Origin of the sequence: Nodosilinea sp. LEGE 07088 (assembly GCF_015207395.1) — a bacterium.
In the GTDB taxonomy this organism is placed as follows: domain Bacteria; phylum Cyanobacteriota; class Cyanobacteriia; order Phormidesmidales; family Phormidesmidaceae; genus Nodosilinea.
Genome location: NZ_JADEWX010000271.1, coordinates 1 through 5,428, shown reverse-complemented (window position 1 = coordinate 5,428; position 5,428 = coordinate 1). Strand labels below are relative to the sequence as shown.

Here is a 5,428-nt window from a genome sequence, read left to right as displayed (position 1 = left end):
AAAAAGTTTCGGTTGAGGTGTTGACGGAAACGAAATCTGCTGTAAGATGTGCGGCTCCCTCGGGCGAAACGCTCGGCGGTCTGAAAGGGCCGGAAGGGGTTGGATCTTTGAAAGTGTGCGCAGGAAATTTGTGCGGACGCCCGCGAGAGGACTTGAAGTCCAAACGTGAGTGTCAACCAAGAGTCAGCAATGAACGCTTGGGACAGGCACTTCAGCTCGAAACTTAAGGCCTTCGGGTCTGCAAGATTTAACTGAAGAGTTTGATCCTGGCTCAGATTGAACGCTGGCGGCATGCCTAACACATGCAAGTCGAACGGCAGCGCGGGGGCAACCCTGGCGGCGAGTGGCGGACGGGTGAGGAATGCATAGGAATCTGCCCGGTTGTGGGGGATAACGTAGGGAAACTTACGCTAATACCGCATACGACCTTCGGGTGAAAGTGGGGGACCTTCGGGCCTCACGCGATCGGATGAGCCTATGCCCGATTAGCTAGTTGGCGGGGTAAGAGCCCACCAAGGCGACGATCGGTAGCTGGTCTGAGAGGATGATCAGCCACACTGGGACTGAGACACGGCCCAGACTCCTACGGGAGGCAGCAGTGGGGAATATTGGACAATGGGCGCAAGCCTGATCCAGCAATGCCGCGTGTGTGAAGAAGGCCTTCGGGTTGTAAAGCACTTTTGTTCGGGAAGAAATCCGTGTGGTTAATACCCGTACGGGATGACGGTACCGAAAGAATAAGCACCGGCTAACTTCGTGCCAGCAGCCGCGGTAATACGAAGGGTGCAAGCGTTAATCGGAATTACTGGGCGTAAAGCGTGCGTAGGCGGTTTGTTAAGTCAGATGTGAAAGCCCCGGGCTCAACCTGGGAACTGCATTTGATACTGGCAGGCTAGAGTACGGTAGAGGGTGGTGGAATTCCCGGTGTAGCGGTGAAATGCGTAGAGATCGGGAGGAACATCCGTGGCGAAGGCGGCCACCTGGACCAGTACTGACGCTGAGGCACGAAAGCGTGGGGAGCAAACAGGATTAGATACCCTGGTAGTCCACGCCCTAAACGATGCGAACTGGACGTTGGGCTCACTTTGGAGCTCAGTGTCGAAGCTAACGCGTTAAGTTCGCCGCCTGGGGAGTACGGTCGCAAGACTGAAACTCAAAGGAATTGACGGGGGCCCGCACAAGCGGTGGAGTATGTGGTTTAATTCGATGCAACGCGCAGAACCTTACCTGGCCTTGACATGTCCGGAACCCTGCAGAGATGCGGGGGTGCCTTCGGGAATCGGAACACAGGTGCTGCATGGCTGTCGTCAGCTCGTGTCGTGAGATGTTGGGTTAAGTCCCGCAACGAGCGCAACCCTTGTCCTTAGTTGCCAGCGAGTAATGTCGGGAACTCTAAGGAGACTGCCGGTGACAAACCGGAGGAAGGTGGGGATGACGTCAAGTCATCATGGCCCTTACGGCCAGGGCTACACACGTACTACAATGGTCGGTACAGAGGGTTGCAATACCGCGAGGTGGAGCCAATCCCAGAAAACCGATCCCAGTCCGGATTGGAGTCTGCAACTCGACTCCATGAAGTCGGAATCGCTAGTAATCGCGGATCAGCATGCCGCGGTGAATACGTTCCCGGGCCTTGTACACACCGCCCGTCACACCATGGGAGTTGGTTGCTCCAGAAGTAGGTAGTCTAACCGCAAGGGGGGCGCTTACCACGGAGTGGTCAATGACTGGGGTGAAGTCGTAACAAGGTAGCCGTATCGGAAGGTGCGGCTGGATCACCTCCTTTAGAGTATGGCTTTGAGCCGCTCGGGGGCGTCCGCACAAGTTTCCTGCACATCTCACGTCGCGCCGAACCGGCGTGCTTGAAAGCCAGCCCATGGGTCTGTAGCTCAGGTGGTTAGAGCGCACCCCTGATAAGGGTGAGGTCGGTGGTTCGAGTCCTCCCAGACCCACCATGGTTCTGGAAGGCTTGGAAGCGACGGGGCCATAGCTCAGCTGGGAGAGCACCTGCTTTGCAAGCAGGGGGTCGTCGGTTCGATCCCGACTGGCTCCACCAGGCTCGACCAGCCGCGATGAGATGTGACAGCGCACACACAAGATTGAATCGCTGGGACGTTGAGGTCCTGGACGAGTTCTTTGAAAACATGGGACGTAACAGAGCGTTTGAGATCCTGTCTCAAAACGTGTCGTTGAGGCGAGTAGGCAAAGCAGTTGTTGGTCAGACCTTGAGGCGACTTGAGGTTATATGATCAAGCGACTAAGCGCATACGGTGGATGCCTTGGCAGTCAGAGGCGATGAAGGACGTGGCAGCCTGCGAAAAGTGTCGGGGAGCTGGCAACAAGCTTTGATCCGGCAATGTCCGAATGGGGAAACCCACCCGCAAGGGTATCCTGCACTGAATACATAGGTGCTGGAGGCGAACCCGGGGAACTGAAATATCTAAGTACCCGGAGGAAAAGAAATCAACCGAGATTCCCTGAGTAGTGACGAGCGAACGGGGAACAGCCCAAAAGTCGATTGTGTTCTAGAGGAGCGGTCTGGAAAGTCCGGCCATAGAAGGTGATAGCCCTGTACTTGAAAGGGCACAGTCGATGAAATTGAGTAGGGCGGGGCACGTGAAACCCTGTCTGAACATGGGGGGACCATCCTCCAAGGCTAAATACTACTGACTGACCGATAGTGAACCAGTACCGTGAGGGAAAGGCGAAAAGAACCCCGGAGAGGGGAGTGAAATAGACCCTGAAACCGTATGCGTACAAGCAGTGGAAGCCCGCAAGGGTGACTGCGTACCTTTTGTATAATGGGTCAGCGACTTACATTCTGTGGCGAGCTTAACCGTATAGGGGAGGCGAAGGGAAACCGAGTCTGAATAGGGCGAATAGTCGCAGGGTGTAGACCCGAAACCGAGTGATCTATCCATGACCAGGTTGAAGGTCGGGTAACACCGACTGGAGGACCGAACCCACTCCCGTTGAAAAGGTAGGGGATGAGTTGTGGATAGGAGTGAAAGGCTAATCAAACTCGGAGATAGCTGGTTCTCCTCGAAAGCTATTTAGGTAGCGCCTCGTGTATCACTGCCGGGGGTAGAGCACTGTTATGGCTAGGGGGTCATCGCGACTTACCAAACCATGGCAAACTCCGAATACCGGCAAGTGTAGAGCACGGGAGACACACGGCGGGTGCTAACGTCCGTCGTGAAAAGGGAAACAACCCAGACCCTCAGCTAAGGTCCCAAAATTACCGCTCAGTGGGAAACGATGTGGGAAGGCAGAAACAGCCAGGAGGTTGGCTTAGAAGCAGCCACCCTTTAAAGAAAGCGTAATAGCTCACTGGTCGAGTCGGCCTGCGCGGAAGATTTAACGGGGCTAAGCGGTATACCGAAGCTAGGGATTCAATCGCAAGATTGAGTGGTAGAGGAGCGTTCCGTACGCCTGCGAAGGTGAGCTGTAAGGCTTGCTGGAGGTATCGGAAGTGCGAATGCTGACATGAGTAACGATAAGGAGGGTGAAAAACCCTCCCGCCGAAAGCCCAAGGTTTCCTTGCGCAACGTTAATCGACGCAGGGTGAGTCGGCCCCTAAGGCGAGGGCGAAAGCCGTAGTCGATGGGAAGCTGGTTAATATTCCAGCACCGATCGTGATTGCGATGGAGTGACGGAGAAGGCTAGGTGTACCGGGCGTTGGTTGTCCCGGGGAAAGGAGGTAGGTGGATCCCTTAGGCAAATCCGGGGGGTCTTAACACCGAGCACCGAGACGAGTCCTTATGGACGAAGTCACTGAGGCCACGCTTCCAGGAAAAACTTCTAAGCTTCAGATCACGACGACCGTACCGTAATCCGACACAGGTAGGCAGGGTGAGAATCCTCAGGCGCTTGAGAGAACTCGGGTGAAGGAACTAGGCAACATAGCACCGTAACTTCGGGAGAAGGTGCACCCTTGATTGTGGCTCGTGCGAGCTAGAGCAATCGAGGGTCGCAGTGACCAGGCCGCTGCGACTGTTTATCAAAAACACAGCACTCTGCAAACACGAAAGTGGACGTATAGGGTGTGACGCCTGCCCGGTGCCGGAAGGTTAATTGATGGGGTTAGGGAAACCGAAGCTCTTGATCGAAGCCCCGGTAAACGGCGGCCGTAACTATAACGGTCCTAAGGTAGCGAAATTCCTTGTCGGGTAAGTTCCGACCTGCACGAATGGCGTAACGACAGCGGCGCTGTCTCCACCCGAGACTCAGTGAAATTGAAATCGCTGTGAAGATGCAGCGTTCCCGCGGCAAGACGGAAAGACCCCGTGAACCTTTACTACAGCTTTACACTGAACGTTGAGTTCTTCTGTGTAGGATAGGTGGGAGGCTTTGAAGCATGGACGCCAGTCTGTGTGGAGCCAACCTTGAAATACCACCCTGAAGTGCTTGACGTTCTAACCTAGGTCCGTAATCCGGATCGGGGACCGTGTATGGTGGGTAGTTTGACTGGGGCGGTCTCCTCCCAAAGAGTAACGGAGGAGCACGAAGGTGCGCTCAGCACGGTCGGACATCGTGCAGTGTGTGTAAAGGCATAAGCGCGCTTGACTGCGAGATCGACGGATCAAGCAGGTACGAAAGTAGGTCTTAGTGATCCGGTGGTTCTGTATGGAAGGGCCATCGCTCAACGGATAAAAGGTACTCCGGGGATAACAGGCTGATACCGCCCAAGAGTTCATATCGACGGCGGTGTTTGGCACCTCGATGTCGGCTCATCACATCCTGGGGCTGTAGTCGGTCCCAAGGGTATGGCTGTTCGCCATTTAAAGTGGTACGCGAGCTGGGTTCAGAACGTCGTGAGACAGTTCGGTCCCTATCTGTCGTGGGCGTTGGAGGTTTGAGAGGGGCTGCTCCTAGTACGAGAGGACCGGAGTGGACGTACCCCTGGTGTTCCGGTTGTCACGCCAGTGGCACTGCCGGGTAGCTATGTACGGAAGCGATAACCGCTGAAAGCATCTAAGCGGGAAGCGCGCCTCAAGATGAGACCTCCCGGGGCACAAGCCCCCTAAAGGAACGATGAAGACTACGTCGTTGATAGGCGCGGTGTGTAAGTGCAGCAATGCATTGAGCTAACGCGTACTAATGATCCGTGCGGCTTGATCATATAACCTCAAGACGCTTCGCCAAGAAGCTCTCCTCAACAGCACGTTGAGGCCAGGATCCAAATCTCTGTTACGTCCCATCCCCATGAGAGACGGCGCGACCGCGTCTGCTGAACGCAGAATCGGACCGCGACACTCCACCGTCTCCCTGGCGACCATAGCGCTGTGGAACCACCCGATCCCATCCCGAACTCGGAAGTGAAACGCAGCCGCGCCGATGGTAGTGTGGCATTTGCCATGTGAGAGTAGGTCATCGCCAGGGCCTTACACCAAAGGGCTGTCCCAATAGGGACAGCCCTTTTTCTTTG

At 55.4% G+C, this 5,428-nt stretch carries 2 tRNA genes and 3 rRNA genes; all 5 read left to right on the top strand.

Annotated elements, in window-relative coordinates:
• The first annotated feature begins 248 nt into the window (after positions 1-248).
• The 5 genes from IQ254_RS29435 to rrf all read left to right on the top strand — a co-directional run bounded on the left by IQ254_RS29435 (position 249) and on the right by rrf (position 5,382).
• A 16S ribosomal RNA gene (locus IQ254_RS29435) occupies positions 249-1,786 on the top strand.
• 92 nt (positions 1,787-1,878) lie between these two features.
• Positions 1,879-1,955 (top strand) — tRNA-Ile (locus tag IQ254_RS29430).
• 25 nt (positions 1,956-1,980) lie between these two features.
• Positions 1,981-2,056: transfer RNA gene (locus IQ254_RS29425), tRNA-Ala, on the top strand.
• 191 nt (positions 2,057-2,247) lie between these two features.
• A 23S ribosomal RNA gene (locus tag IQ254_RS29420) occupies positions 2,248-5,122 on the top strand.
• A gap of 145 nt (positions 5,123-5,267) precedes the next feature.
• Positions 5,268-5,382 (top strand): 5S ribosomal RNA (gene rrf / locus IQ254_RS29415).
• The 16S, 23S and 5S rRNA genes sit together here with 2 tRNA genes alongside, the layout of an rRNA operon.
• Positions 5,383-5,428: the final 46 nt, after the last annotated feature.